We start from the raw sequence: 1,271 nt of genomic DNA, 5'->3' as shown, positions 1-1,271 counted from the left end.
GGGCATAGGAACCAGATTCGTTTACCCCAGGATCAACTCCGGCGAATGCAGTAAGGGCTCCTTTATGCGTGAATCTGGTTACATCACCGATCTCAGCCATAAGCTGTGGACCGAGAGATGGACCAATCCCTTTAAACTGCATGACAATTGAGTATTCAGGAAGCTTTGAGGCAGTCTCGTTCATGAGAGTGCGTATTGTTTCGACAGTAACGGAAGTACTGTTGAGCTGATCGACAGCTTGTCTGATGATATGTTTGGTTATTTCATTCTTAGGAAATACTGGAACAAGTTCCTTTGTTTTGGTGTAAATTTCTTCCGCTTTTGATTTATTGAAGGCATATTTTTTGCGCTTGCACCAGTTCTGATAATGTTCAACAAAAGCGTTTAGAGACATTTTACGAATGCAATCTACATGCCAGTATGTAGAGACAAAATCAACCCATTTCTGGGAACCATCACTGCGGGTGGGACTATTGAAATAAGTATTTGCATTTGGATAGGTCTGGTCAATGAGGCCAATAAGATTATTTTTCATAGCCGTTTTTTGTTTCACATAGAAATGGAACTGACGATTCATGACCTTTAGCTGAGCGCGTAATTCATCTGTAATACTATACGGTTCAAGACTTTGCCATTTGTCAAGAGCGTAGCGGGCAATCTTGACAGAATCAGCTTTGTCGGACTTGATTTTGCGAAGAGAATCGTTATTAAAATCTTTGACCAACTTGGGATTAACAGCACTGACAAAGAGATCTGCTGCTGAAAGCTGGTGAGCAAGTGCTTCGTAGTAGCGGCCGGTATGTTCCATTACAACCCGGGATTCACCTTCGATAGAATGAATAAGTTTAATAAGTGAATGGATATCACTGGATGTGTGCTTAATCTCAAAAGGAGAGGATACAATCTCCCCAAATGGTCTCAGAATTGTAACCATACTTTTACCTTTTGAAACATCGATACCTACTGCGTTCATAAATTTATCACTCCTTAAAAAATATTACAATGGATAAATACCAGTTTTACTCATTACCTGTTCAAACTACTGTGTGTGACACGAATGCACCTAATGTGATTCAACCTGCATAAAACGAACACTGTGAATGAGGAGCCGGTTATCAGTCTAAAGTACGGACGCGAGGTCCAAGTGATGAAGTCGATATACCATTGCATCCTACATTCTAACAGTTTAAGTAATGAGATGGATAAATCCTTACTGGAAGTAAGGGGATTACCCATAAATATATTGTAGTAGTGATGAGTTAGACGCGCAA

1 protein-coding gene is annotated in these 1,271 nt (G+C 40.2%); it reads right to left on the bottom strand.

Annotation, left to right across the window (positions count from 1 at the left end; translation table 11 throughout):
* Window positions 1-973, bottom strand: a 973-nt coding sequence (locus tag DWX32_RS19215) for an IS110 family transposase (RefSeq protein ID WP_118660883.1), incomplete at its 3' end; no start/stop codon positions are given.
* Between the last annotated feature and the right edge of the window lie 298 nt (window positions 974-1,271).

Origin of the sequence: Blautia sp. AF19-13LB (genome assembly GCF_003479105.1) — a bacterium.
Lineage (GTDB): Bacteria > Bacillota > Clostridia > Lachnospirales > Lachnospiraceae > Fusicatenibacter > Fusicatenibacter saccharivorans.
This window is presented reverse-complemented; position numbering and strand designations above follow the sequence as displayed.